Raw genomic sequence first — 24,155 nt, 5'->3', positions numbered from 1 at the left:
TGGGCGACGTCAGGCAATGCCTGACACGGGGGGCGTGGAATACGAGTGAGGGGTCGGGGCGTGAGCGGTCGGGGTGAAGGCGAAGTCCTACCGGTGATGCCGCGCGAAGAGCGAGGCGTTCACCTCGGGGGTGCGGGCGATACGTCCACGAGGCGATCGCTCATGAGGGGCCCGGTCCGCACGGACGGGTAGGCGCGGAACGTTCCCACGGGGGACGGGGCGAGCTGTGGCGGGGGCCGCTCTCATGAGTGGGGGGCTCCTCATGCTGTTAGCGCTAACATTTAACTGTGGATGACGGCGGTGTTTCGTGACCGTAGGCGGGGCGGCGCGCACTGTCAAGACTGTCGGACGTCCATCGAGGTGGGTAACGTACTGTCCGTAAGCCCGATAATTACCGTCTCGGCACGTCAGGGAGTGGTCCCCAGGGGCTGATAACAGATCGACGCGCTTCCGCGAGGAGTGCCGTGGAGAGCGAATGCACGCAGGTCAGCCGGTTACGCCTTCGCTGGCGCCGACGCGGCGGAGGAGGGCCCGGCGACGGGGGTTCTCGGGGCGCCCCGCGATTCCGGACGCCGGTGCCGGACGAAAGATTTCGCGGGACGTTCGCCCGGTGCGGTCCGGCGTGTCAGGAGTGCGAACCGGTGGTGTCCGTTGCCGCTGCGGACCCGTCCCTCATGCGCCGCCTCAATGGCCCCTTCATGCTGGTTTCTGGGGTTTGATGACAATCTGGTGACGTGTCCTCCCGGTCGTGATCAAGGCCGTACCATCCTTGATGTACGACGAGGGGAGTGTTGTGGACGAGCGTAAGGCGCCGGCGGGCGTCGACCCGTTTACGCCCAGCGTCGCCCGGATGTACGACTACTACCTGGGCGGCAAGGACAATTTCGCGGCGGATCGCGAGGCCGCCGAGAAGATCATCGAGATTCTTCCCAACCTTCCCGACATCGCCCGGGAGAACCGCGAGTTCCTGATCCGGACCGTCACCTACCTCACGCGGCAGGGCATCCGGCAGTTCCTCGACGTCGGCGCCGGGCTCCCGACGCAGCGCAACGTCCACCAGGTCGCCCAGGAACTGGCCCCGGAGTCCCGGATCGTCTACGTGGACAACGACCCCATCGTCCTCGTCCACGCGCGGGCCATCCTCACCGAGAACGAGCGGGTGCGCACGGTCGAGGCGGACATGCGCGACCCCGAGGCGCTGCTGCGGCATCCGGAGGTCCGGGAGCACATCGACTTCTCCCAGCCGCTCGCCGTCCTCCTGCTCGGCGTGCTGCACTTCATTCCAGACGACGACCAGGCCATGAAGATCGTCACGGCGCTCCGGGACCCGCTCGTGCCGGGTGGCTACCTGGTCGTCTCGCACGGCTCCCTCGGCGAGCTGAGCGAGGACCAGGAGGAGGAGGGCCGCAAGGTCTTCAGCCGGACCTCCGCCCCCGGCACCACCTCCCGGTCGTACGACCAGATCCTTGCGTTCTTCGACGGCCTCGACCTGGTCGAGCCGGGCGTGGTGCCGCTGCACGAGTGGCAGCCCGACACCGACTACCCCTTCGTACGGGAGGGCAAGGCCGGCGCGCTCGGCGGAGTGGGCCGCGTCCGCTGAGGCTGAAGCGGGATATTCCGGCTCACGGGGAAGCGGGCAGCCGGGCCTCGGCGTGATCCCAGGCGGCCTCCCCGTCCAGCGGGTGGTAGGTCAGGAGCGGCTCGCTGCGGCGCACCAGGTCGCGGATGTCGTCCACCTCACCGCGGGCGCGGGCCTGCACCAGGCCGTTGCCCAGGGCGGCGGCCTCGACCGGTCCGGCGACCACCGGCAGTCCGGTGGCGTCGGCGGTCATCTGGCACACCAGGGCGTTGCGCGCGCCGCCGCCGACCACGTGGACGACCTCCACGTCCCGGCCGCTGAGCCGTACGGCCTCGCGCAGCGTGCGGCGGTAGGCGAGTGCCAGGCTCTCCAGCACGCACCGCACGGTCGCCGCCCGCCCGTCCGGCGGGCGCTGCCCGGTGCGTGCGCAGTACGCGGCGATCCTTGCGGGCATGTCGCCCGGCGGCAGGAACACGGGATCGTCCGGGTCGATCAGGGCGGCGAACGGCCGTTCCCGCGCCGCGCCGGCCAGCAGCCCGGCGAGGTCGGCATCGCCCCAGGCGCGCACGCATTCCTGCAGGATCCACAGGCCCATCACGTTGCGCAGATAGCGGATGGTGCCGTCGAGCCCGCCCTCGTTGGTGAAGTTCGCCAGGCGGCTGTCCTCGGTGAGCACGGGTGCGGGCAGTTCCAGGCCCACCAGCGACCAGGTCCCGGAGGAGATGTAGGCGAAACTCTCGGTCGAGGCGGGGACGGCCGCCACGGCGGAGGCCGTGTCGTGCGAGGCGACCGCCGTCACCTCGACGCCGCCGGGCAGCCCGAGTTCGGCGGCCAGTTCGGGCCGCAGCGTCCCCACGGGCGTCCCGGGCTCGCGCAGCGGTGGCAGGATGCCCGGCGGCAGGTCCAGCTCGCGCGCCAGGTCGTGCGACCAGCCCCGCGCGCGGACGTCGTACAGGCCGGTGGTGGAGGCGTTGGTGGCCTCGGCCCCGACCGCGCCGGTCAGCCAGTACGCCAGCAGGTCGGGGATCAGCAGCATGGTGTGCGCCCGGTCGAGGGCGGGCTCGGCGAGCAGCTGGTAGACGGTGTTGAACGGCAGGAACTGCAGGCCGCCGACCTGGTAGAGCGCGGCGGCGCCGAGCCTGGCGGAGACGGCCTCCATGATCCCGTCCGTCCGGCCGTCGCGGTAGTGGATCGGGTTGCCGAGCAGCCGCCCGTCGCCGTCGAGCAGGCCGTAGTCGACCGCCCAGGAGTCGACGCCGGCCGAGTCGACCGGCCCCGCGGCCCGCAGCCCGTCGAGAACACCCTGGTAGAGGGCGAGCACGTCCCAGTGGAGCGTCCCGTTCACCCGCACCGGGCGGTTGGGGAAGCGGTGCGCCTCCGTCAGGCGCGCCCGGCCGCCGTCGACGTGCACGGTCATGACCCTGCCGCTGGACGCGCCGAGGTCCACGGCCGCGTGGACGCTCACGGAGTCTCCTGACCCGCCGCCCGGGCGCGGCCCGCGGTGGACTCGCGTACGACGAGCTCGGGCTGGAACATCACCTGCTGGTGCACGTGCGTGTCCGGGTGGTCGCATTCGTCCAGGAGCAGTTCGGTGGCGATCCGGCCGAGCCGGTGCGTGGGCTGGCGGATCGAGCTGAGCGACACGGCCGACGCGGCGGCGAAGTCGATGTCGTCATACCCGATGAGCGCCACGTCGCGCGGGACGCGTACGCCCGCCCGCAGCAGCTCGCGCAGGAACCCCACGGCGAGCAGGTCGTTCGCGCAGAACACCGCGTCGGGCAGGCCGGAGGCCAGCAGCGACGCGGCGGCCCGCTGCCCCTCGCGCGCCGTCATCGCCGGCACCTCCACGGTCACGATCGCGGTCTCGGGGTCGAGCCCGGCGGCGGAGGCGGCCTGCCCGGCGCCCCGCCCCCGCTCCACGCACTGCCGGATCGAGCGCGGGCCGGTGACGTAGCCGATCCGCCGCGCGCCCAGCGCCAGCAGGTGGGATGCGGCCATCTGACCGCCCGCCAGGTCGTTGACGGCCACCGAGCACTGGTCGGGCCGGTGCGCGGGATGGTCCACCAGGACCACGCTGATGCCGCGCTCGCGCAGCGCGTCGAGCCGCGCGGGGTCCTCGTCCGACGGCGTGATCAGCACGCCGCGCACGCGCTGCTCGGCGAGCACGAGCAGGTTGCGCTCCTCCTTGTCCCGTGAGCCCGCCGAGTTGCCGAGGATCACCGCGTAGCCGAGCTCGCTGGCCGCCTCCTCCACCCCGGCGGCGACGTCGGTGAAGAACGGGTTGCCGATGTCGATGACCGACAGGCCGATCGTCCTGCTGTGCCCGGCGCGCAGCGTCGAGGCCGACCCGTGCCGTACGAAGCCCAGTTCGCGGATGGCGCGCAGGACGCGCTCACGGGTCTCCGGGGCCACCCGCTCCGGGCGGTTGAGCACGTTCGAGATGGTCCCGGGCGACACACCGGCGCGGGCGGCGACCTCCCGGATGCTGACGGTGCCCACTGTCCTCCTCGGCTCCTCGGACCTGCTCGGATGCGGATCCAAGGATTCGGATCAAATTAAAACGTTGTACGGCCGATGGCCAGACCTTACCGCAGGCGGGTCGGCGGGCAATGGGTCCGCGGGCCGCCGCGCGGCTCCGTAACGCCTCGGAAACGGCCTCTTCATGACCCATTGACAGCCCCGCGAACCCCGGCATACCGTCCCGGGCAACTCGCTCTAAAACGTTTTTCTCCCCACGGAAGGAGTGAGCAGGTGACCGGACCTGACGACCGGACCGGCGCGGCGGTGCCGGTGCTGGCGCTGACCGGCGTGAGCAAGTCCTTCGGGGCCGTCCGGGCGTTGCGCGGCGTCACCCTGGAGCTGTACGCCGGCGAGGCGCACGCGCTGGCCGGAGAGAACGGCGCGGGCAAGTCCACACTGGTGAAGACCCTCTCCGGGGTCCACCGGCCGGACACCGGTCAGGTGCTGCTCGACGGGCGGCCGGTGGAGTTCCACAGCCCAGCCGATGCGCAGGCGGCGGGGGTGGCCGTGATCTACCAGGAGCCCACGCTGTTCCCCGACCTGTCGGTCGCCGAGAACATCTTCATCGGCCGCCACCCCAGGGCCCGGCTCGGCCGGATCGACCGGGACCGGATGCACGCGAGCACCGCCGAACTGTTCGCCCGGCTGGGCGTCCCGCTCGATCCGCGGCAGCCGGCGCGCGGCCTGTCCATCGCCGACCAGCAGCTCGTCGAGATCGCCAAGGCGCTGTCGCGGGAGGCGCGCGTACTGATCATGGACGAGCCGACCGCCGCGCTGTCCGGCGCGGAGGTGTCCCGGTTGTTCGCGGTCGTCAAGGCGCTGCGGGAGCAGGGCTGCGCCGTCCTGTTCATCTCCCACCGCCTCGACGAGATCTTCGAGCTGTGCCAGCGGGTGACGACGCTGCGTGACGGCGCCTGGGTGGCGAGCGAGCCGGTCGCCGGGCTCACCCACGACGACCTCATCCGCCGGATGGTCGGGCGGGACCTCGACGCCCTGTATCCCAAGCTGGACACCGTCCCCGGCGAGGTTGCGCTCAGGGTGCACCGGCTCACCCGCGAGGGGGTATTCACCGACGTCTCCTTCGAGGTGCGGCGTGGCGAGATCGTGGCGCTCGCCGGGCTCGTGGGAGCCGGGCGCAGCGAGGTGGCCCGGGCGATCTTCGGGGTGGACCGCTGGGACGCCGGATGGGTCGAGGTCGACGGCAGGCGACTCCCGCCCGCCTCCCCGACCGCCGCGATGTCGGCCGGGCTCGCCCTGGTGCCGGAGGACCGGCGGCAGCAGGGCCTGGTCATGGACCAGTCGATCGAGCGCAACATCGGCCTGACCGGCCTGCGGTCACTACGCCGGTCGTCGCTGGGCCCGGTGATCTCCCGGGCCGCCGAGCGCGACCGCGCCCGCGACTGGGCGATCCGGCTGCGGCTCAAGTACAACCGCCTGTCCGACGCGGTGAGCGTGCTGTCGGGCGGCAACCAGCAGAAGGTCGTGCTCGGCAAGTGGCTGTCCACCCGCCCGCAGGTGCTCATCGTGGACGAGCCCACCCGCGGCATCGACGTGGGGACCAAGGCCGAGGTGCACCGCCTGCTGTCCGAGCTCGCCGCCGAAGGCATGGCCGTACTGATGATCTCGTCGGACCTCCCGGAGGTGCTCGGCATGGCGGACAGGGTGCTCGTGATGCAGGAGGGCAGGCTCGCCGCCGAGATCCCCCGCGACCGGGCCACCGAGGAGAGCGTGATGGCCGCGGCCACCGGCAGGGCGGCATGACCCCGCCCGCCGCGCCCCGGCGGCAGGGGGAGGCGCGATGACCGCCGTCACGGCGAGAAGCACGCGCGGCGTGGTCGACCTGGTGTTCCGGGCGCGCGAGGCGAGCATCGTCGCCGCGCTGGCCGTCCTCGTCGCGGTCACGGCCGGAGCCAACGGCAACTTCCTGTCCGCGCAGGGCCTGAAGGACATCTTCCTCAATGCCGCGATCCTCGTGCTGCTCGCCGTGGGCCAGACCTTCGTGATCATCACGCGGAACATCGACCTGTCGGTCGGCTCGGTCGTCGGGCTGGTCGCGTTCACCGTCGGCGACTTCCTCGCCGCCGACCACGGGCGCGGCGTCCTTCTCGCGGCCGGTCTCGGCGTCGCGATCGGCGCGCTGTGCGGGATCGTGAACGGCCTGCTGGTCAGCTTCGGCCGGGTGCCCGCTCTCGTGGTGACCCTCGGCACGCTGTACGTGATCCAGGGCGTCGACCACTACATCGCGCACGGGCGGCAGATCAACGCCGTCGACCTGCCGCCCGCGCTGCTGTCGCTCGGCAACGGCTCGGTGCTGGGCGTGCCCTACCTGCCGCTGATCGCGGTCGTGGTCATGCTCGCCGTCGGCTTCTACCTGCGCTCCTATCCCTCCGGGCGCGACTTCTACGCCATCGGGTCGAGCCCCGAGGCGGCGGGGCTGGCCGGGGTGCCGGTGCGCCGCCGGGTGATGGCGGCCTACCTGCTCAGCGGGGCGCTCGCCGGGCTCGCCGGGGTGCTGTGGCTGGCCAGGTTCGGCACGGTCGTCGCCGACGCCGCGAACGGGTGGGAACTCCAGGTTGTCAGCGCCGTCGTGGTCGGCGGGGTCGCGATCACCGGCGGCGTCGGCACGGTGTACGGCGCGGCGCTCGGCGCGCTGCTGCTCACCACGATCACCAGCGCGCTGGTCGTGCTCAGGGTCGACCCGTTCTGGCAGCAGGCGATCACCGGAGCGCTGCTGCTGCTCGCGATCAGCGTGGACCGCCTGCTCGCCCTGCGGGTCGCGCGCATCCTGCGGAGGAGGAACGCCCGGCATGGCTCCTGACGTGACGGCGGCCACGGCGGCCGCGCCCGCCACCGCCGCGAACCCCGGCCGGTTCCTGCGCTGGGACGTGCTGGTCGGCCTGCTGCTCGTGGTCGTCTTCATCGGCGGCGCGGTGGGCTCGCCGGAGTTCGCGACCGTCGACAACCTGTCGTTCGCGCTGGGCGACCTCGGCGAGATCGCGATGATCGCCCTGGCGATGACCCTGCTCGTGGTCGCCGCGGAGGTGGACCTGTCGGTCGCCTCGGTGCTCGGCCTGTCCAGCGCGCTCGTCGGCGCGATGTGGGACGGCGGCTGGGCGATCGAGACCATCATCCCGCTCGTCGTGGTGATCGGCGCGGCGTGCGGGCTGGTCAACGGCCTCCTGGTGACCCGGCTCGGGCTGCCCTCGCTCGCCGTCACGATCGGCACGCTGGCCCTCTACCGCGGGCTCGCGTACGTCGTGCTGGGTGACCGGGCCGTCGCCGAGTTCCCGCCCGGCTACACCTCGCTGGCGGTGGGCGACGTGCCCGGCACCCCGATCCCCTATCCGGTGATGCTGTTCGCGCTGCTCGCGGCGGTGACCGGGGTGGCGCTGCACGCGACCGGCTTCGGCCGGTCCCTGTTCGCCATCGGGGCCCAGGTGGAGGCGGCCCACTTCGCCGGGATCCGGGTGAAGCGGATCAAGCTGATCCTCTTCGTGGTCTCCGGCACCGTGGCGGCCTTCGCCGGGGTCGTCTACACGCTGCGGTACGGCAGCGCCCGCGCCGACAACGGAACCGGGCTGGAGCTGGCCGTCATCGCGGCCGTCCTGCTCGGCGGAGTGGACTTCGGCGGCGGCAAGGGGACGCTCGGGGGCGTCATCGCGGGCGTCCTGCTGATCGGCCTGCTCCGCAACCTGCTCATGCTCAACGACGTCTCGACCGAGATCCAGTCGATCGTCACCGGGCTGCTCCTGGTGATCTCCGTGATCACCCCGCGCCTGGTCGCCGCGGCCCGGCGACGACGGCGCCCCTCCCTGTCGCCGGCACCCCCACCTCCGAACTCCTGAGGGAAACACGCATGCTCATCTCTTCGCGAAGGTCAACCTCGGCGGCCGCTCTGATCGGCCCGGTCTTGATTGGGCTGGTCGCGATCGGCCTTACGGCCTGCGGCGGGACCACGAAGGACTCCACCGCCGCCTCGCAGAGCGCCGCCGCCCCGGCGTCGGCGGCCGCGCCCGCCTCGGCGAACCCGAATGCGCCGATCAAGGAGGGCCTCAAGATCGCCTTCCTGCCCAAGCAGATCAACAACCCGTACGAGACCATCGTCGACAAGGCGGGCATCGAGGCGGCGGCGGAGTACAAGGGCGAGGCCAAGGAGGTCGGTCCTTCCGACGCCTCGGCGTCCTCGCAGGTCTCCTACATCAACACCCTCACCCAGCAGCGGCAGGACGCGATCCTCATCGCGGCCAACGACGCCAACGCGGTCTGCGGCCCGCTCCAGCAGGCCAGGTCGAAGGGCATCAAGGTCGTCGCGTACGACTCCGACGCCTCCAAGGACTGCCGTGACCTGTTCATCAACCAGGCGAGCTCGGAGGAGGTCGGCCGCAGCCAGGTGAAGATGCTGTCCGAGCTGATCGGCGGCAAGGGCGAGTTCGCGATCCTGTCCGCCACCGCGAACGCGACCAACCAGAACACCTGGATCGAGTTCATGAAGGACGAGCTGACCAAGCCCGAGTACAAGGACATGAAGCTCGTCAAGGTCGCGTACGGGGACGACGACGACCAGAAGTCGTTCCAGGAGACGCAGGGCCTGCTGCAGGCGTACCCGGACCTCAAGGGCATCATCGCGCCCACCACGGTCGGCATCTCGGCGGCGGCGCGCTACATCTCCGGCTCGAAGTACAAGGGCAAGGTCGTGGTGACGGGCCTCGGCACGCCGAACCAGATGCGCGAGTTCGTGAAGAACGGCACGGTCGAGAAGTTCGCGCTGTGGAACCCGAAGGACCTCGGCTACCTGGCCGGTTACGCCGCCGCCGCGCTGGTCTCCGGCCAGATCACCGGCGCGGAGGGCGAGAAGTTCACGGCCGGCAGGCTCGGCGAGTACACCATCGGCAAGGACGGCGAGGTCATCCTCGGCCCGCCCTTCACCTTCGACTCAAGCAACGTCGACGAGTTCGACTTCTAGCGCCGTATCGGGAGGAGGGCGACCATGCGCCGTGTCTGCTTCGTGCCGCGGGTCCGGCCGGACCGGCTGGAGGAGCACCGGGAGCGGCACCGCGAGGCGTGGCCGGAGATGCCGGACGAGGGCGTGGTCGCCCTCCGCGAAGTCTTCCACCTTGACTGAATCGGGGATGCGATGAGAGACGACATCAGGGCGGCGTTGCGCGCGCAGCGCATCGAGACGCCGTCGTGGGCGTATGGCAACAGCGGCACCAGGTTCAAGGTGTTCGCCCAGGAGGGCGTGCCGCGCGACCCGTACGAGAAGATCGCCGACGCCGCGCAGGTGCACGCGTTCACCGGGGTCGCGCCGACGGTGGCCCTGCACATCCCGTGGGACAGGGTCGGCGACTACGGCGACCTCGCCCGGCACGCCGCCGATCTCGGGGTCGGCATCGGGGCCGTCAACTCCAACGTGTTCCAGGACGACGACTACAAGCTGGGCAGCGTGACCAACCCCGACCCGGCGGTGCGGCGCAAGGCGCTCGGCCACCTGCTGGAGTGCGTCGACATCATGGACGCCACGGGGTCGGACACGCTCAAGCTGTGGTTCTCCGACGGGACGAACTATCCGGGGCAGGACGACATCCGCGCCCGCCAGGACCGGCTCGCCGAGGCGCTGGCCGCCGTGTACGACCGGCTGGGGGAGGGGCAGCGGTTCCTGCTGGAGTACAAGCTGTTCGAGCCGGCCTTCTACATGACCGACGTGCCGGACTGGGGCACCGCCTACGCCCACTGCGTCAAGCTCGGCCCGAAGGCGCAGGTCGTCGTGGACACCGGGCACCACGCGCCGGGCACGAACATCGAGTTCATCGTGGCGTTCCTGCTGCGCGAGGGCAGGCTCGGCGGCTTCGACTTCAACTCCCGCTTCTACGCCGACGACGACCTCATGGTGGGCGCGGCCGATCCGTTCCAGCTGTTCCGGATCATGTACGAGGTGGTGCGCGGCGGCGGGCTGCGGCCCGAGATCGCGTTCATGCTCGACCAGTGCCACAACATCGAGCCGAAGATCGCCGGCCAGATCCGCTCGGTGATGAACGTGCAGGAGGCCACCGCCAAGGCGCTGCTCGTGGACGGCGAGGCCCTGGCCGCCGCGCAGGCGTCGGGCGACGTGCTCGGCGCGAACGCCGTGCTGATGGACGCCTACAACACCGACGTGCGGCCGCTGCTGGCCTCGCTCCGCGAGGAGATGGGCCTCGATCCCGATCCCATGCGGGCCTACGCCCGGTCGGGCTACTTCGAGAAGATCCGGGCCGAACGCGTGGGCGGCACCCAGGCCGGCTGGGGCGCCTGACATCTAGCCCCCGCTCCCGCCGCGCTCCCTCCAGCGCACAGCCCTTCACCGCCGGCCCCGACCGGGGGCCGGGTCCGGGGGCCGGTCTCCGGCTGCTCGGCCCGCCGCTGTAGCCTGCCCGAGCGGCCACGTCGCCCGGTTTGCCGTAGTTCGTCCTATAAGTCCATCTCGTCCGCGCACACCGAACCACTCGTAGGGGGAAATTTCATGACCACGCCGGTTGAGCAGCTGCTCGAACGTGCGCACCTGCTGGGAGCCGATCCCCGCAACACGAACTTCGCCGGGGGCAACGCCTCGGCCAAGGGAACGGCGGTGGATCCGGTGACCGGGTCCGACGTGGAGCTGATGTGGGTGAAGGGGTCGGGCGGCGACCTCGGCACGCTCACCGAGGCCGGCCTGGCCGTGCTCCGGCTCGACCGGCTGCGTGCGCTCACCGGCGTCTACCCGGGCGTCGAGCGCGAGGACGAGATGGTGGCGGCGTTCGACCACTGCGCCTTCGGACTGGGCGGGGTGGCGGGGCCTGGACAAACGCGGCGCGGGGCGGCTCCGTCGATCGACACCGCGATGCACGGCCTGGTCGACGCGGCGCACGTCGACCACCTCCACCCCGACGCGGGGATCGCCATCGCGGCCGCCGCCGACGGCGAGGAGCTGACCCGGCGCATCTACGGCGACCGGGTCGTCTGGGTGCCCTGGCGGCGGCCCGGCTTCCAGCTCGGCCTGGACATCGCCGCGATCAAGGACGCCAACCCCCAGGCCGTCGGCTGCGTCCTGGGCGGGCACGGCATCACCGCCTGGGGCGACACCTCCGCCGAGTGCGCGGACAACTCACTGTGGATCATCCGTACGGCCGAGGCGTACATCGCCGAGCACGGCAGGCCCGAGCCGTTCGGACCGGTGAAGCCGGGCTACGAGCCGCTGCCGGAGGCGGCCAGGCACGAGCGGGCGGCGGCGCTGTTCCCGGTGCTGCGCGGGCTGTGCTCGACCGACGTGCGGCAGGTCGGCCACTACACCGGCACCCCCGAGGTGCTCGACTTCCTGTCGCGTGAGCGGCACGCGGAGCTGGCCGCCCGCGGCACGTCGTGCCCCGACCACTTCCTGCGCACCAAGGTCGCGCCGATGGTGCTGGACCTGCCCGCCGGCGCGCCCCTGGAGGACGTGGTCTCCCGCCTCGGCGAGCTGCACGCGGCCTACCGTGAGGACTACCGCGCCTACTACGAGCGGCACGCCACCCCCACCTCGCCGCCGCTTCGCGGCGCCGACCCGGCCATCGTGCTCGTGCCGGGCGTCGGCATGTTCTCCTTCGGCAAGGACAAGCAGACGGCTCGCGTGGCGGGCGAGTTCTTCCTCAACACGATCAACGTGATGCGCGGCGCCGAGGCGCTGTCGGTCTACGCCCCGATCGAGGAGTCGGAGAAGTTCCGCATCGAATACTGGGAGCTGGAGGAGGCCAAGCTACGCCGCCTGCCGGCGCCCAAGCCGCTGGCCACCCGGATCGCGCTGGTCACCGGAGGCGGTTCGGGCATCGGCGCGGCCACCGCCCGACGCCTGGCCGCCGAGGGCGCGTGCGTGGTGGTCGCCGACCGCGACCTGGCCGCCGCCGAGAAGGTGGCCGCCGAGATCGGGGCCCGTGCGTATCGCCCCGCGGATGCGGCCGTGGCCGTCCAGGCCGACGTCACCGACGAGACCCAGGTCATCGAGGCCGTACGGCAGGCGGTTCTCGCCTTCGGCGGGGTGGACCTGGTGGTCAACAACGCCGGGCTGTCGCTGTCGCGTTCCCTGCTGGAGACCAGCGTGGACGACTGGGACCGTCAGCACGACGTGATGGCCCGCGGCTCGTTCCTCGTCTCCCGCGAGACGGCCCGCATCATGATCGAGCAGGGCATGGGCGGCGACATCGTCTACATCGCCTCCAAGAACGCGGTGTTCGCCGGGCCGAACAACGTGGCGTACGGCGCGGCCAAGGCCGACCAGGCCCACCAGGTGCGCCTGCTCGCGGCCGAGCTCGGCGAGCACGGCATCCGGGTCAACGGGATCAACCCCGACGGTGTGGTCCGCGGCTCCGGCATCTTCGCCTCCGGCTGGGGCGCCAACCGGGCCGCCGTCTACGGCGTGCCGGAGGAGAAGCTGGGCGAGTTCTACGCCCAGCGCACCCTGCTCAAGCGGGAGGTGCTGCCCGAGCACGTCGCCGCCGCCGTCTTCGCCGTCACCGGCGGCGACCTGTCCCTCACCACCGGCCTGCACATCCCCGTCGACGCCGGAGTGGCCGCCGCGTTCCTGCGCTGACGAGCTCGTGCCCGGCCGGCACGACGTGCCGGCCGGTTCGGCCGCATGGGTTCAGGTGCAGAGGTCCAGCTTGCGGAGTTCGGCGGCCGGAACGACGCCGACGGAACCGGGGACGGGGTTCACATCCGGTATCGCAGCCGCACCTCGTCTCGTACGTCGGAAGGCGACAGGGGCCGCTGGACCCGGGTCTCCTGGTAGATCCTCTCGGCGGCCTCGTCCGGATCCTCCTTGGTGCGCATGGCGGCGATCCAGTGGACGACGGCGCCGAGGGCCACGACGACGATCGCGAAGCGATGCTCGGTCCACAGGGCCGTGTTCTCGATGATCAGAAACACGTTCAGGATCGTTAAGCCGGTGAGTATGGTGGCCCGCCAGGCCAGGACGGCCCTCTTGTCCCTGTCCGACATCCGCGATCCCCTCGTACCGTGCGGTGCAGTTTTCCGAGGTGCCTGCACTGAGAACTCCCCGGGCGCCCGCAGGGTTCCGGTAGACGGCCGGGGCCCGCAGCCTGGAGGCGCGCCGCTCTGCGGGGCCGGCCGCGAGACCGGCCGGAGTTCCGGCGAACCCGCGTTGCGCCGTTTCGTCGCCGCTCGTCGCCTGGCTCGTGAAGTAGTAGAAAGTTCATGAAATAAAAATCTGTTACATCGCTTTCACGCATTGTTCGGCAGGTTGAAATCTGTACTTGTTTCGCGGTGGATAATGCGCTTCGTTTCCTTGTGATGACACCCGGTTGCCCTGTACATCAGGGACAACGAAGAAAACAATATCGACAGATGTGATTGAAGCCACAGGTGAGCGACGATTTGCCGATCTCGTGGACGAACCGGGTCGGCTGCCACTGAAACCGCTTTCTTGTTGCGAAGCGCGCTGCGGATCCATGATCACGAAGCTCGCAGACAAAAGAATCTCGCAAAAGTCAGAACTCCGCGCAAAAGCCTAACGTGGTCGGCGTAGTGATCAACTCCACCACTCGGGAGACAACCCTTGCGGAGATCATCCCTGGCCGTCGTCGTCACGACGGCCGCTCTCCTCGGTCTGCCCGCCGTGTCCGCCGCGGCGCAGACCAGCCCCTCAAGCCCCTCTACCCCCTCGGCTCCCTCCGGTCCTTCCGCGGCGTCGGGAGCCGCCGCGGAAGGCGACCACACGGTCACCCTCGTCACCGGCGACACGGTGAAGGCGCGCCTGGAGAACCACGACCTGCGCGTCCTGTCGGTCGAGCCGGGTGAGGGACGTACGGGCATCACCTTCGCGGTCACCGACCGCGGCGACCAGGTGTCGGTGGTCCCCTCCGACGCGGCCCCGCTCATCCGCGCCAACCGCCTCGACCCCCAGCTCTTCGAGGTGGGCACGCTGATCGCGGACGGCTACGACGACGAGCACAGCCAGTCCATCCCGGTCATGACCACCTACCCCAAGAGCGCCACCAGCCAGAACGCCGAGCGGGCCGACGCCGCGCTCGGTGCGGCGGCCAAGCGCCGGCACGCCTTCCCCCGCCTGGGTGTCAGCGCGTTCGCCGTCGGCAAGAAGTCCGCCCGTGACGGCTGGCGCGGCCTGACCGGCGGCTCGGCCGCGCCGAGCACCCTGCGCGGCGGTGTCACCAAGCTGTGGCTGGACGGCAAGGTGTCGGCCGGCCTCGACCAGAGCGTCCCGCACATCGGCGCGCCGACCGCGTGGGCCAGCGGGTACGACGGAACCGGCGTCAAGGTCGCGGTGCTGGACACCGGATACGACACCGACCACCCCGACCTGCAGGGCAAGGTGGTCGCCTCCGCCGACTTCACCGGCAACGCGAACGGCGTCGAGGACGGCAATTCGCACGGCACCCACGTCGCCTCGACCGTCGCCGGGTCCGGCGCCGCCTCGGGCGGGCTGTACAAGGGGGTCGCCCCGGGCGCGAGCCTGGTCGTCGGCAAGGTCCTCGGCGACGACAGCTGGGGCACCAGCTCTGCGATCATCGCGGGGATGGAGTGGGCGGTCGGCGAGCAGGGCGCGAAGATCGTCAGCATGAGCATCCAGAGCGACCCGGGCTTCTCCGGCCACCCCGTCGCCTCCGCGATCGACACGCTGACCTCGCAGTACGACGCGCTGTTCGTGGTCTGCTCGGGCAACTACGGTCCCGGCACGTCCACCATCAGCTCCATCGGCGTCGCCGACAAGGCGCTGACCGTGGGCGCGGTGGACCTGACCGACACCGTGGCGGGCTTCTCCAGCCGCGGTCCGGTGGGCACCCAGGGGCTGAAGCCCGACATGACCGGGCCGGGCGTGGACATCACCGCGGCGGTGCCCGGCGGCGGCTACGGCACGATGAGCGGCTGCTCGATGGCCACCCCGCACGTCGCCGGGACGGCCGCGCTCGTCAAGCAGCGCCACCCCGCCTGGGGCGCGCAGCGCCTGAAGGACGTCCTGATGGGCACCACCGCGGCGGCAGCCGGGTCCAGCCCCTACACGTACGGCACCGGCCGGGTCGACGCGGCCCGCGCGGTGAGCCAGCAGGTCACCGCGAACCCGCCGAGCGCCGCCCTGTCGGTCACCGCCGCCCAGCCCACGGCCACGCAGACCGTGACCTACACCAACGACACCGCGACCCCGGTCACGTTGAACCTGGCCGCGTCGGCCACCGACTCCACCGGCGGCACGCCCGCCCCGTCCGGCCTGTTCACCCTGAGCGGTAACCAGGTGACGGTGCCCGCCAACGGCACCGCGCAGGTCACCGTCACCCTGCACCAGGTGAACAGCAGCACCAGCCTGTACGGAGGCGTGCTGACCGCCACCTCGACCGGTGGCGTCTCGGTGCGCACCGCTCTCGGCGCGAGCATCGAGACGGCCGCCACCACGACCACGGTCCGCGTCCACTACAACGCGGGCGCGGGCAACCGGATCGCCCTCCGCGGTGACACACCCCTGAGCTGGTCCAGCGGCCAGGACTGCGTCAACAAGGCGGCCGACCTGTGGGAGTGCGGGGTCAACGTCCCCGTGGGGCAGCAGTTCTTCTACAAGCCCCTGGTCAACGACAGCCTCTGGTCGACCGGCTCCAACTACTACGGCGTCGGCGGACAGACCTACGACATCTACCCCACCTTCTAAACACCCGCATCAGCGCCCTGCCGGCCGTGGCCGGCAGGGCGTTCGCGCGTCACGGGCCCGGGTCGCGCCGGGCGGACAGCCGGATGTCAGTGGACGGGCGGCGGATGGGCAGCGAGGGGACAGCGCCGGCCGCGAGTGTCGGGTCGGCGGCCCCGCGGGGGCCGCGGCATCCGGCACACTCGTCAGCGAGAAGGTTCCTCATGATCGAAGCGCATGGGCTGACCAAGCGCTACGGCGGCAAGGTCGCCGTCGACAACCTGAGTTTCACCGTCAGGCCCGGCGTCGTCACCGGCTTCCTCGGCCCGAACGGCGCCGGCAAGTCGACCACGATGCGGATGATCCTCGGGCTGGACGCCCCCGGCGCCGGGCACGTCACCGTCAACGGCCGCCACTACAGCCGGCACCCGGCACCGCTCCACGAGGTCGGCGCGCTGCTGGAGGCCAGGGCGGTCCACCCCGGAAGGTCGGGCTACGACCATCTGCTCGCCCTGGCCGCCACCACCGGCATCTCGCGGCGGCGCGTCGACGAGGTGATCGATCTGGTGGGCCTCGGCGAGGTGGCGCGCAGAAGAGTCGGCGGGTTCTCGCTCGGCATGGGCCAGCGGCTGGGCATCGCGTCCGCGCTGCTCGGCGACCCCGCGACGCTGATCCTCGACGAGCCCGTCAACGGACTCGACCCTGAGGGCATCCTGTGGATCCGCACCCTGCTCGAGGGGCTCGCGGCCGAGGGACGCACGGTCTTCGTGTCGTCGCACCTGATGAGCGAGATGGCCCTGACCGCGGAGCAGCTGATCATCGTCGGCCGCGGGCGGCTGATCGCCGACGTTCCGGTGGCGGACTTCGTTCGCGACTCCTCCCGCCTGACCACGCGCGTCCGGTCTCCGCAGGCCGACCGGCTGCGCGACCTGCTGGCCGGCCCGGACGTGACGGTCACCGCCGACGGGGCCGGCGTCCTGCGGGTGCACGGCCTCGGCGGCGAGGCCGTCGGGAGGATCGCCGCGCGGCACGGCGTGACGCTGTACGAGCTGACCCCGGTGCACGTGTCGCTGGAGGAGGCGTTCATGGAGCTGACCCGCGACGCGGTCGAGTATCACGGCGTCACCGGCCAGGGCACGGCCGGTGCGGAAAGGAGCGCGGCATGAGCACCGCGAACGTCACCGGGCTGAGCCGTACGGCCGGGCCGGGCGCGGCCGTGGACTGCCACCGGGTCACGCGCGGCCGGGTCCTGCGGTCCGAGTGGATCAAGCTGCGGTCGCTGCGCTCGACCGTGTACACCCTGGTCGCGGCGGTCGTGACGACGGTCGGGGCGGGAATCGTGCTCTGCGCGTTCCTCGCGGGCGAGGCGGCGCTGCCCGGCTTGCCCCACCAGGCCCTGTTCGACCCGGCCGGCGCCAGCCTGCGCGGGGTGTCCCTGGCCCAGCTCGCCATCGGCGTGCTCGGCGTGCTGCTGGTCACCTCTGGGTACTCCACCGGCATGATCCGCGCCACGCTGTCCGCGGTGCCCCGCAGGCTCCCGGTTCTGTGGGCCAAGGCCGGGGTGTTCACCGTCGTCGCGGCCGTCCTGACGACCGCGGCGTCGTTCGCGGCCTTCTTCGGCGGCCAGGCGGTCCTGGGCGAGCGGGGCACCAGGCTCGCGGCGAACGGCGTCGCCCGCGCCGTCGCCGGGGCCGGGCTGTACCTGACCGTCGTGGGGCTGCTCGGGGTGGGGCTCGGCTTCATCCTCCGCAACACCGCGGGCGCCGTCGCCACACTGTTCGGACTGCTGCTGGTGCTGCCGACCCTCGGCGGGGTGCTGCCGGCCGACTGGGCCGGCCATGTCGTTCCGTACCTGCCGTCCAACGCCGGTCAGGTGATCATGTCCGTTCACCCGGCGCCCGGCGAACTGGCTCCGTGGACCGGGTTCGCGGTCTTCTGTGGCTACGCCGCGGCCACGATCACCGTCGCGGCGGTCCTGCTGAAGCGCCGCGACGCGTGACCGGGGGTTGAGGATCCGCTGGTGGGTCAGAAGCGGAACGCCTCGACGAACCGGTGGAGCAGCGCGGGATCGCCTTCCACCCGCACGCTGCCGTCGGCGAGTGCTTGGCCGGGGGTCGTGGCGCCGGTCATCAGAGCGTGGATCCCCTGATCGTTCTGCCTCTCGACGACGAGGTCCGGGGCGGGGTGCGGGCCGATGCCGACCGTCAGGGCTCCGTCGGTGATCTGCAGGCGGAGGGTGAAGTCGCCCATGGGACGCGTCACCTACGAGGCGTTCGCCGCCGTCTGGCCGCACCAGACCGGCGAGATGGCCGACGCGATCAACGGCATCCGCGAGCTCGTCGCCTCCACCAGCCTCGATGGGCCGCATCCAGGGCAACCTCGACCACTTCCTGGCCCATGTGCTGCTGCCCGTGCTGCTCTTCGAGCCCGACATCGCCGCGCTGCGCTCCGGTCCCGTGCCGGTCGCCGTCGGCGTCGGAGCGGATTCGGGCGACGGTGTTCCGGCTCTGTCCGCCCGGGTGCCGGCCGAGCGGCTCGGCGTCGAGCCGCTCCTCTTCCCCGGCGACCATCAGGGGCTGGCTCTCGACGTCGCCGCCTGCGCCGATATCATCCACGCGGCTGTCGCCTGACACCCCTTCACCAGCAGAAAGGACCCCGGACATGACCACACCGGCAAACGGTCCCGCCAGCTACTTCCCCGCGATCGAGAAGAAGTACGGCCGCCCCGTCCAGGAGTGGATCGACCTCATCGACTCCTCGCCCCTGACCAAGCACATGGAACTCGTCAGCTGGCTCAAGTCCGAACACGGTCTCGGGCACGGCCACGCCAACGCACTGGTCGCCCACACCCTCGCCGGCAGGAAATGAGCCGGTCCGCCCTATGGGCGCCGGCCCGTCCCGCGCCGACAGAGCGGACGCGAGGCCCGGCCGGAGGCCCCGTGAGAATGACGAGGCCCGGCCGTACGAATTCCGACGATGGGACCTGATCGACGATGAACCGACACGACAAATCGTTCACCGGCACCCCGCGCGTGGTGCGCGCGGCGGCCCTGGCCGACGCCGACCTCGATCCCGACCCGCTCGACCCCGCCCAGGTCGTGTCCGGAACCCCTGAGGTCCGTCACCTGGAGCTGGCGTCGGGCACGGACCTGGCGGTCGGCGTCTGGCAGCACGGGCCTGGCGTGAGCACGGACACCGAGGCGGACGAGGTCTTCGTCGTGCTCGGCGGCAGCGCGACGATCGAGGTCGAGGGCGGCCCGGTGCTCGACGTCGGCCCGGGCGACGTCGTCCTCATGCCCGGCGGCGCGCGCACCGTGTGGACGGTGCACGAGACGCTCCGCAAGGTGTACGCGGTGCGGCCCTGACCATCTCACGACGTCTCGGCGCCGGCCCCGGCCGTGACCGCCGGGGCTCACTGGCCGCGGCGCAGCTTCCGCAGGAAGGCCCAGAGTCCGGAGCGCGAGGGCTGCCAGCCGCCGTCGGCATCGGGCGTCGGGCGCGGCGCCGCGTGCGGCGCCGCGGGGGTAGGGGCCGGCGTGGGGGTGAGGCTCGGGGCGGCCTCATACCGCACGGGCAGCGAGCGCAGCGCGCGGACGAACAGGGAGGGGCGCCAGGGAAGCTGGTCGGGCGGGAGCGCCGGGGTGAGCGCCGAGAACCGGGCGAACAACCGGCGTACGGCGATCGTGACGATCCGGGTGGCCAGCCGCTGGCTCGGGCAGCCGTAGGCGCCCGCGCCCCACGCCAGGTGGGCGCGGGTGCCGCGGAGGGCGTCCTGGGGGAGCGCGGCGGCGAACCGCGGGTCGGCGTGCGCGCCCGCGATGGACAGCATCACCGGGTCGCCGGCCGCGATCCTGAAGCGGCCGAGCTTCAGGTCGGTCCTGGCGAAGCGGAAGGCCAGGTTGGTCAGCACCGGATTGACCATGGCGACGCGGTTGACCGCCTCCTCGGCGGCGCCCATCGACAGCGTGGCCCGCGTCCGCGGATCGGTGATCACCTCCAGGATGACGTTGCAGATCAGGCCGGCCGTGAAGTCGAGGAAGGCCGGCAGGACGAACAGCTCGCGGGTCAGCTCGTCGTCGGTCAGGTCCGGCTTGGCCTGCAGCAGGTAGGAGGGGATGTCCTGCCCGGGATCGCGCCGCTTGGCGGCCGCCAGCTCCATGAAAGCCGCGTGCAGCCGGTGGTGCGCCGCTGCGTCCGGCCCGGCGTCGAGCACGCGCCAGATGTCCATCACCATGTCGTCGCCGTGCGCGCTGCTGACGCCGAGGAGGTGGTTGGCGACCATCAGGGGCAGCGGCCGGGCGTACTGGGCGGCCAGGTCGGCCAAGCCGGTGGGGCCGCCCTCCGTCACCAGGCCGATCAGGTCGTCGCAGTACCTCTCCATGGCACGGTCCAGCGTCTGGGCCTGCGGCTGGGTGTGGTCCTGGTATGGCCGCAGTGCCGAGATCCACGCCCCCCGGTACGCCTGGTGAACGTCGCCGTCCATGAACGACGAGTTGTCGGCCTGGAAGAGCGTGGTGAGCGGCCAGTCGACGGGGATCCGGCCTTCGGCGTACGCCCGCCAGTTGCCCGGCCGCTTGCTCCAGTTGCCGCCCACGTTCTGCAGGACGTATCGCACCTCGTCGTAGCCGAGCACGAACCAGACCGGCACACCGAGCAGATCGACCGGGGCCACCGGGCCGTACCTGCCGCGCAGGCGTTCGCGCACGACCGCGGGATCGGCGTCGTACTCCCGGGTGAGCAGGGGTTCCAGCGGTGACGATGACAGGTCGTCCGCGGCCGTCGCGGACCATGCGTCGGGGATCATGGGAAGTGCCGCCTCTCTCGTACCCGAGCCGTTCGTCGAGCCATACGCCCGGGTATGGGCGGCGATCTTAGAGTGTCCGGCCGGGTCTGTCAGCGGCCCCGGGACGCTCGAGTGGGCGCGCGGCGGCCCGCCGTCAGCCTCCGCGCTGGAAGGGGACGTGGACGCGGCCCTCGGTGCGCATGAGCTCGAACGTCCTGCGAATCGACGCGGCGTCGTTGAGGTGCGGGAACGCGGCGCCCGGGGGAGCGGCGACCCCGAGGAAGGCGCACAGCGGTCCCCATCCCTCGCGCACGTCGAAGACCAGGAGCCGCTCGGCGGGGAGGGCGGCACGCACCGCTGCGACGTGCCGGTGGTAGGCCGCGACGGCCCGCTCCTCGTCCGGTGTGTGACCCGGCCGCCACTCCTCGCCGAAGACCGACCCGCTGATCCGCTGGAAGAGCGGCCGGAGGCTCGTCATCGCGGCGACCACGGGACGGACGGCCTCGGGCGCCTCGTCCTCCCGCATCGGTTCGCGCGGGCTGAGCGAGCCCAGCACGCGGAAGCTGGCGTACCAGCTGTCCGGATCGCGGACCGTGAGGACGACCTTGGCGTCCGGATAGGCCCGCGCCAACTCCCGCCAGAAGAAACTGGCGGGCCAGTCCACGCAGGACCGGAAGCCTTCGAAGATCCGTTCCCAGTCGGCCGGCCCGCCCGAGCAGACCGGCAGCCACCGCTCGGCGAGCTCCGGGCGGAGCAGGACCTCGAAGGTGTGGTAGCAGGGCCCGAAGCCGAGCCGCTCCAGGGCCGCCTTCGTCGATGTCGTTCCGGTGCGCGGAAGTCCCGCGCCGATGACCTCCAGCATGTCCAGGCTCCCGTCGTCGCCCTTCGCCGGCTGACGCGGTAGACCATGCCCGCCCGCGGGGCGTTCTCACGGCACGTCCACGCCCTCCCCGCGGCATGGTGCCGTCTGCGCGATCTGACAATATTTCGGAGACTCCATGAAACTTTCCAAGTATCGCGGGTGCTCGGATGGGCTGATGTGCCCCTGACGTCCGTCTCTCCGGCGGCACGGAACTCGCGATGATCTGGGACTTGAGTTGCCAGAAAGTTTTAGGGACGCTGCTGAAACATTAACGTCGCCCGATCCGGTGAGGGCGTGGCCGATGTCCGCGATCTCCGAGCAGTACGGGGAGCCCGGTCCCGGGCGCCACGGCCACACGTCCCGGTCGGCGCAACCGGAGGAAGGACAGCTCACGTGAGACGACGCATCGTGGCCTTACTGGCCGCCGTGCTGATGCCCGTGGTCGCGGCGATCACATTACTGGCCACCCAACCGGCCGCCGCGGCCTCGCTGACCCGGGTGACCAGCTTCGGCAACAACCCGAGCAACCTGAACATGTACATCTACGTGCCGGACCGGGTGGCCGCCCGGCCCGCGCTGCTCGTCGCCGTCCACTACTGCACGGGCACCGCGTCGGCGCTGTACAGCGGGTACTTCCACGACTACGTCACGGCGGCCGACCAGTACGGGTTCGTCATCGTGTTCCCGGAGGCCACGCGTAGCGGGCAGTGCTTCGACGTGTACTCGCCCCAGGCGCTGAAGCGGGGCGGCGGCAGCGACCCGGTCGGCATCATGTCGATGGTCGACTACGCCAAGTCGCGCTACAACGTGGACCCCGGCCGCGTCTACGTCAGCGGCGTCTCCTCCGGCGCGATGATGACCAACGTGCTGGCGGCCGAGTATCCGGACGTCTTCAAGGCGGGCTCGGCCTTCATGGGCGTCCCGGCGGGCTGCTTCGCCACCACCGACGGCTCCACCTGGAACAGCCAGTGCTCCGGCGGGCAGAGCATCAAGACCGCCCAGCAGTGGGGTGACCTGGCCCGGTCGATGTACCCCGGCTACGGCGGCTCGTACCCGCGCATGCAGCTATGGCACGGCACCACCGACACGACGCTGAACTACAACAACTTCGGCGAAGAGATCAAGCAGTGGACCAACCTCAACGGCGTCAGCCAGACGCCCGCGTCCACCGACAGCCCCTCGTCGGGGTGGACCCGCACCCGGTATGGCAACACCGGCACCCAGCCGCCGGTCGAGGGCGTCAGCGTCTCCGGTCAGGGACACTCGCTGCCGCTGAACGGCATGATCTCCTACGCGATCAACTTCCTCGGCCTCAACAGCACCACGCCGAGCTCCCCGTCGCCCAGCCCGTCGCCGACGCCGTCGCCCAGCCCGTCGCCGACGCCGCCGAACAGCCCGTCTCCGAGCCCGTCGCCGAGCCCGTCGTCCGGCCCGACCGGCGGCCCGCCGGCCACCACCCTCGGGGCGGCCGCGGCCCGCAGCGGCCGTTACTTCGGCACCGCGATCAACGCGGGCAAGCTCAATGACTCGGCGTACACCACGATCGCCAACCGTGAGTTCAACATGGTGACAGCCGAGAACGAGATGAAGATCGACGCGACCGAGCCCAACCAGAACCAGTTCAACTTCACCAACGCCGACCGGGTCTTCGACTGGGCGACCTCGCACGGCAAGCAGGTGCGCGGGCACACGCTGGCCTGGCACTCCCAGCAGCCCGGCTGGATGCAGTCCCTCAGCGGCACCGCGCTGCGCCAGGCCATGATCAACCACATCAACGGGGTGATGGCCCACTACAAGGGCAAGATCCCCTACTGGGACGTGGTCAACGAGGCCTTCGACGACAGCAACGGCGGCCGCCGCGACTCCAACCTCCAGCGCACCGGCAACGACTGGATCGAGGTCGCGTTCAAGACCGCGCGCGCCGCCGACCCGGCCGCCAAGCTGTGCTACAACGACTACAACATCGACAACTGGACCTGGGCCAAGACGCAGGGCGTCTACAACATGGTCAAGGACTTCAAGTCCCGCGGCGTGCCGATCGACTGTGTCGGGTTCCAGGGCCACTTCAACAGCGGCAGCGCCTACAACGCCAACTACCGCACCACGCTGCAGAGCTTCGCGGCTCTGGGCGTCGACGTGGCGATCACCGAGCTGGACGTCGAGGGTGCCTCGGCCAGCACCTACGCCGACATCGTCAACGACTGCCTGGCGGTCTCGCGCTGCGTCGGCATCACCGTGTGGGGCGTGCGCGACAGCGACTCCTGGCGGTCGAGCCAGACGCCGCTGCTGTTCGACGGCAACGGCAACAAGAAGGCCGCCTACACCTCCGTCCTCGACGCACTCAACGCCGCCGTTCCGAACACCTCGCCCAGCCCCACCCCGCCGGTGAGCCCCAGCCCCAGCCCGACCCCGCCGGTGAGTCCCAGCCCCACGCCGCCGGTCAGCCCGTCGCCCGGGGACTCGCCGCAACCCGGCGGGTGCAGCGCGACGATCCGTACGGTGAACTCCTGGCCCGGCGGCTTCCAGTCCGAGGTCACGGTCCGCGCCGGCAGCTCATCGGTGAGGGGCTGGACGGTGAACTGGAGCTGGTCCGGCTCGCAGTCCATCACCCAGCTGTGGAGCGGCGTCAATTCGGGCTCCGGTGCCTCGGTCTCCGTGCGCAACGAGTCCTGGAACGGCTCCCTCCCCGCAGGCGGCACGACAACCTTCGGCTTCACCGCCAACGGCAGCGCCGACACGCCGACCCTGACGTGCAGCGCCTCCTGACCGGTGGAAC

Annotated in this window: 21 protein-coding genes; 15 read left to right on the top strand and 6 right to left on the bottom strand. The window is 71.3% G+C overall.

The features are described from left to right. The first annotated feature begins 793 nt into the window (after window positions 1–793). Window positions 794–1,600 carry an SAM-dependent methyltransferase gene (locus ACQEVJ_RS24475; protein ID WP_433104748.1) on the top strand — a complete coding sequence of 269 codons (807 nt, stop codon included), beginning with the start codon at window positions 794–796 and terminating at the stop codon, window positions 1,598–1,600. 22 nt (window positions 1,601–1,622) lie between these two features. Here the strand turns inward: ACQEVJ_RS24475 and ACQEVJ_RS24470 are convergent, their stop codons facing one another. Then, the gene (locus ACQEVJ_RS24470; RefSeq protein WP_433104746.1) at window positions 1,623–3,044 is read right to left on the bottom strand and encodes a rhamnulokinase; all 1,422 of its coding nucleotides are present in this window, start codon (window positions 3,042–3,044) and stop codon (window positions 1,623–1,625) included. After that, window positions 3,041–4,078 carry a LacI family DNA-binding transcriptional regulator gene (locus tag ACQEVJ_RS24465; protein WP_433104744.1) on the bottom strand — a complete coding sequence of 346 codons (1,038 nt, stop codon included), beginning with the start codon at window positions 4,076–4,078 and terminating at the stop codon, window positions 3,041–3,043. Before ACQEVJ_RS24465 ends, ACQEVJ_RS24470 begins: the two co-directional genes overlap by 4 nt. A gap of 309 nt (window positions 4,079–4,387) precedes the next feature. On the opposite strand from ACQEVJ_RS24465, the gene ACQEVJ_RS24460 reads away from it, so the two are divergent. The 7 genes from ACQEVJ_RS24460 to ACQEVJ_RS24430 all read left to right on the top strand — a co-directional run bounded on the left by ACQEVJ_RS24460 (window position 4,388) and on the right by ACQEVJ_RS24430 (window position 12,674). Beyond that, on the top strand, window positions 4,388–5,860 hold the full coding sequence (locus ACQEVJ_RS24460; protein ID WP_433112946.1) for a sugar ABC transporter ATP-binding protein: 1,473 nt from the start codon (window positions 4,388–4,390) through the stop codon (window positions 5,858–5,860). Window positions 5,861–5,897: 37 nt separating this feature from the next. Further along, complete coding sequence (locus ACQEVJ_RS24455; protein ID WP_433104742.1) at window positions 5,898–6,917, top strand: ABC transporter permease; 1,020 nt, start codon at window positions 5,898–5,900, stop codon at window positions 6,915–6,917. Then, entirely contained in the window at window positions 6,907–7,944 is a 1,038-nt protein-coding gene (locus ACQEVJ_RS24450; RefSeq protein WP_433104740.1) for an ABC transporter permease, read from the top strand. The genes ACQEVJ_RS24455 and ACQEVJ_RS24450 overlap by 11 nt, the downstream gene beginning before the upstream one ends. Window positions 7,945–7,955: 11 nt before the next feature. Beyond that, window positions 7,956–9,062, top strand: coding sequence for a rhamnose ABC transporter substrate-binding protein (rhaS, locus tag ACQEVJ_RS24445; RefSeq protein ID WP_433104738.1), 1,107 nt, complete (start codon window positions 7,956–7,958; stop codon window positions 9,060–9,062). A gap of 24 nt (window positions 9,063–9,086) precedes the next feature. Beyond that, window positions 9,087–9,221 carry an L-rhamnose mutarotase gene (locus tag ACQEVJ_RS24440; RefSeq protein WP_433104736.1) on the top strand — a complete coding sequence of 45 codons (135 nt, stop codon included), beginning with the start codon at window positions 9,087–9,089 and terminating at the stop codon, window positions 9,219–9,221. A gap of 12 nt (window positions 9,222–9,233) precedes the next feature. Continuing rightward, a complete protein-coding gene (gene rhaI, locus ACQEVJ_RS24435; protein ID WP_433104734.1) occupies window positions 9,234–10,388 on the top strand; it encodes an L-rhamnose isomerase in 1,155 nt (384 codons plus the stop codon). 207 nt (window positions 10,389–10,595) lie between these two features. Continuing rightward, the gene (locus ACQEVJ_RS24430; protein WP_433104732.1) at window positions 10,596–12,674 is read left to right on the top strand and encodes a bifunctional aldolase/short-chain dehydrogenase; all 2,079 of its coding nucleotides are present in this window, start codon (window positions 10,596–10,598) and stop codon (window positions 12,672–12,674) included. Window positions 12,675–12,793: 119 nt separating this feature from the next. On the opposite strand, the gene ACQEVJ_RS24425 is transcribed toward ACQEVJ_RS24430, so the two are convergent. Further along, window positions 12,794–13,081 carry a hypothetical protein gene (locus ACQEVJ_RS24425; protein ID WP_433104730.1) on the bottom strand — a complete coding sequence of 96 codons (288 nt, stop codon included), beginning with the start codon at window positions 13,079–13,081 and terminating at the stop codon, window positions 12,794–12,796. Between the two features lie 577 nt (window positions 13,082–13,658). Here ACQEVJ_RS24425 and ACQEVJ_RS24420 point away from each other — a divergent pair. The 3 genes from ACQEVJ_RS24420 to ACQEVJ_RS24410 all read left to right on the top strand — a co-directional run bounded on the left by ACQEVJ_RS24420 (window position 13,659) and on the right by ACQEVJ_RS24410 (window position 17,733). Next, window positions 13,659–15,758: a S8 family peptidase gene (locus ACQEVJ_RS24420; RefSeq protein ID WP_433104729.1), complete on the top strand. Its 2,100-nt coding sequence runs from the start codon at window positions 13,659–13,661 to the stop codon at window positions 15,756–15,758. A gap of 200 nt (window positions 15,759–15,958) precedes the next feature. Continuing rightward, entirely contained in the window at window positions 15,959–16,900 is a 942-nt protein-coding gene (locus ACQEVJ_RS24415; protein WP_433104727.1) for an ATP-binding cassette domain-containing protein, read from the top strand. Then, on the top strand, window positions 16,897–17,733 hold the full coding sequence (locus ACQEVJ_RS24410; RefSeq protein WP_433104725.1) for an ABC transporter permease subunit: 837 nt from the start codon (window positions 16,897–16,899) through the stop codon (window positions 17,731–17,733). Before ACQEVJ_RS24415 ends, ACQEVJ_RS24410 begins: the two co-directional genes overlap by 4 nt. A 26-nt stretch (window positions 17,734–17,759) precedes the next feature. On the opposite strand, the gene ACQEVJ_RS24405 is transcribed toward ACQEVJ_RS24410, so the two are convergent. Next, window positions 17,760–17,984 (bottom strand): SCP2 sterol-binding domain-containing protein, encoded by a 225-nt coding sequence (locus ACQEVJ_RS24405; protein WP_433104723.1) that lies wholly within the window; start codon window positions 17,982–17,984, stop codon window positions 17,760–17,762. A gap of 107 nt (window positions 17,985–18,091) precedes the next feature. On the opposite strand from ACQEVJ_RS24405, the gene ACQEVJ_RS24400 reads away from it, so the two are divergent. From ACQEVJ_RS24400 to ACQEVJ_RS24390, 3 genes are all read left to right on the top strand, one after another. Further along, the gene (locus ACQEVJ_RS24400) at window positions 18,092–18,364 is read left to right on the top strand and encodes a hypothetical protein (protein ID WP_433104721.1); all 273 of its coding nucleotides are present in this window, start codon (window positions 18,092–18,094) and stop codon (window positions 18,362–18,364) included. Between the two features lie 31 nt (window positions 18,365–18,395). After that, window positions 18,396–18,602, top strand: coding sequence for a DUF4287 domain-containing protein (locus tag ACQEVJ_RS24395; RefSeq protein WP_433104719.1), 207 nt, complete (start codon window positions 18,396–18,398; stop codon window positions 18,600–18,602). A 125-nt stretch (window positions 18,603–18,727) separates the two neighbouring features. Further along, window positions 18,728–19,099: a cupin domain-containing protein gene (locus ACQEVJ_RS24390; RefSeq protein WP_433104717.1), complete on the top strand. Its 372-nt coding sequence runs from the start codon at window positions 18,728–18,730 to the stop codon at window positions 19,097–19,099. A 47-nt stretch (window positions 19,100–19,146) separates the two neighbouring features. On the opposite strand, the gene ACQEVJ_RS24385 is transcribed toward ACQEVJ_RS24390, so the two are convergent. Together ACQEVJ_RS24385 and ACQEVJ_RS24380 are read right to left on the bottom strand one after the other, a co-directional pair. Further along, window positions 19,147–20,538, bottom strand: a complete 1,392-nt coding sequence (locus ACQEVJ_RS24385; protein ID WP_433104715.1) for a cytochrome — start codon at window positions 20,536–20,538, stop codon at window positions 19,147–19,149. 133 nt (window positions 20,539–20,671) lie between these two features. Further along, window positions 20,672–21,379, bottom strand: a complete 708-nt coding sequence (locus tag ACQEVJ_RS24380; RefSeq protein WP_433104713.1) for a sulfotransferase family protein — start codon at window positions 21,377–21,379, stop codon at window positions 20,672–20,674. A 393-nt stretch (window positions 21,380–21,772) separates the two neighbouring features. Between ACQEVJ_RS24380 and ACQEVJ_RS24375 the strand changes: the two genes are divergently transcribed. After that, window positions 21,773–24,145 carry an extracellular catalytic domain type 1 short-chain-length polyhydroxyalkanoate depolymerase gene (locus ACQEVJ_RS24375; RefSeq protein WP_433104711.1) on the top strand — a complete coding sequence of 791 codons (2,373 nt, stop codon included), beginning with the start codon at window positions 21,773–21,775 and terminating at the stop codon, window positions 24,143–24,145. Window positions 24,146–24,155: the final 10 nt, after the last annotated feature.

It is taken from the genome of Microbispora sp. CA-102843 (genome assembly GCF_050936215.1).
In the GTDB taxonomy this organism is placed as follows: domain Bacteria; phylum Actinomycetota; class Actinomycetes; order Streptosporangiales; family Streptosporangiaceae; genus Microbispora.
This window is presented reverse-complemented; position numbering and strand designations above follow the sequence as displayed.